The organism is Pseudophaeobacter profundi (assembly GCF_029697505.1).
Classification (GTDB): Bacteria; Pseudomonadota; Alphaproteobacteria; order Rhodobacterales; family Rhodobacteraceae; genus Pseudophaeobacter; species Pseudophaeobacter profundi.
The window spans coordinates 1-703 of sequence record NZ_JARJEF010000044.1; the positions used below are offsets into that span (position 1 = coordinate 1).

2 protein-coding genes are annotated in these 703 nt (G+C 56.2%); both read left to right on the forward strand.

Annotation, left to right across the window (positions count from 1 at the left end; translation table 11 throughout):
• The coding region (locus P2081_RS20205; protein WP_278924584.1) for a hypothetical protein at positions 1 to 375 on the forward strand (375 nt) is incomplete at its 5' end.
• Between the two features lie 52 nt (positions 376 to 427).
• Positions 428 to 598, forward strand: coding sequence for a hypothetical protein (locus P2081_RS20210; RefSeq protein WP_278924585.1), 171 nt, complete (start codon positions 428 to 430; stop codon positions 596 to 598).
• The last annotated feature ends 105 nt before the right edge of the window (positions 599 to 703 follow it).

Below are 703 nucleotides of genomic sequence, written 5' to 3' on the forward strand. Positions count from 1 at the left end.
GCTTCCTGCTCCTTGATCATTTGGATGATCTGTTCGTCCGTGAATCTCGTCTTCATTTGTCCGTCCTTCGGTTGGGCGGACTCTACACAAAACTGGAGGAAATTCAGGGGCTCAGGTCAGTTGCAGGGCGAGGCCGACATCAGCCTGCAAGGCGGCGCCTCTGGCAGCCTTAACATGTCGCCCTGTATTCTTTTGCTGAACGGTGAAGGGTTTGAAGTCGGGCTCGACCGGAAGACCAAAGTCTCGGCCGAATGTGAAGGGCGCGGCACGTTTACCTACCCCGGCCGCATTGACTGGGTGAAAGTCACCCCCGGCGCGCAAAGCCCCGGCAGCATGGTCAACCGCGCCGAAGAACTGGCGCAAAAGGATTGGTAACACCAATGAGCGATGTTGAGACACGAATTCGCGAGAGCTTTCCGCAACTCCCATGCAGATGGATGATGTGCCTGAGCAGTTTGCTCCGGGTTGGCTCTTGGAGGCAGCCCGGCAAACCACCGGTGAGAGCGACTTTGGTCCGCGGATTCTCGAAGAGCCTTTGGAACGGCTGTGCATTTCGGTCAACGAAGACGCAAACCTCAACGCCTATGTGACAGCTTGATATGAGCGACCTGAAGCTTGACCCGCTCACCACCGATATTGCCCCAGTCTTCGCTCCAATCGAATTGAAAGGCTTCCCCTGGCTGGAACACCAAAGGTACAAAAG

Coding starts and splice junctions, on each gene's coding strand:
- P2081_RS20210 (WP_278924585.1), top strand. CDS start 428: ATGCAGATGGATGATGTGCCTGAGCAGTTTGCTCCGGGTTGGCTCTTG.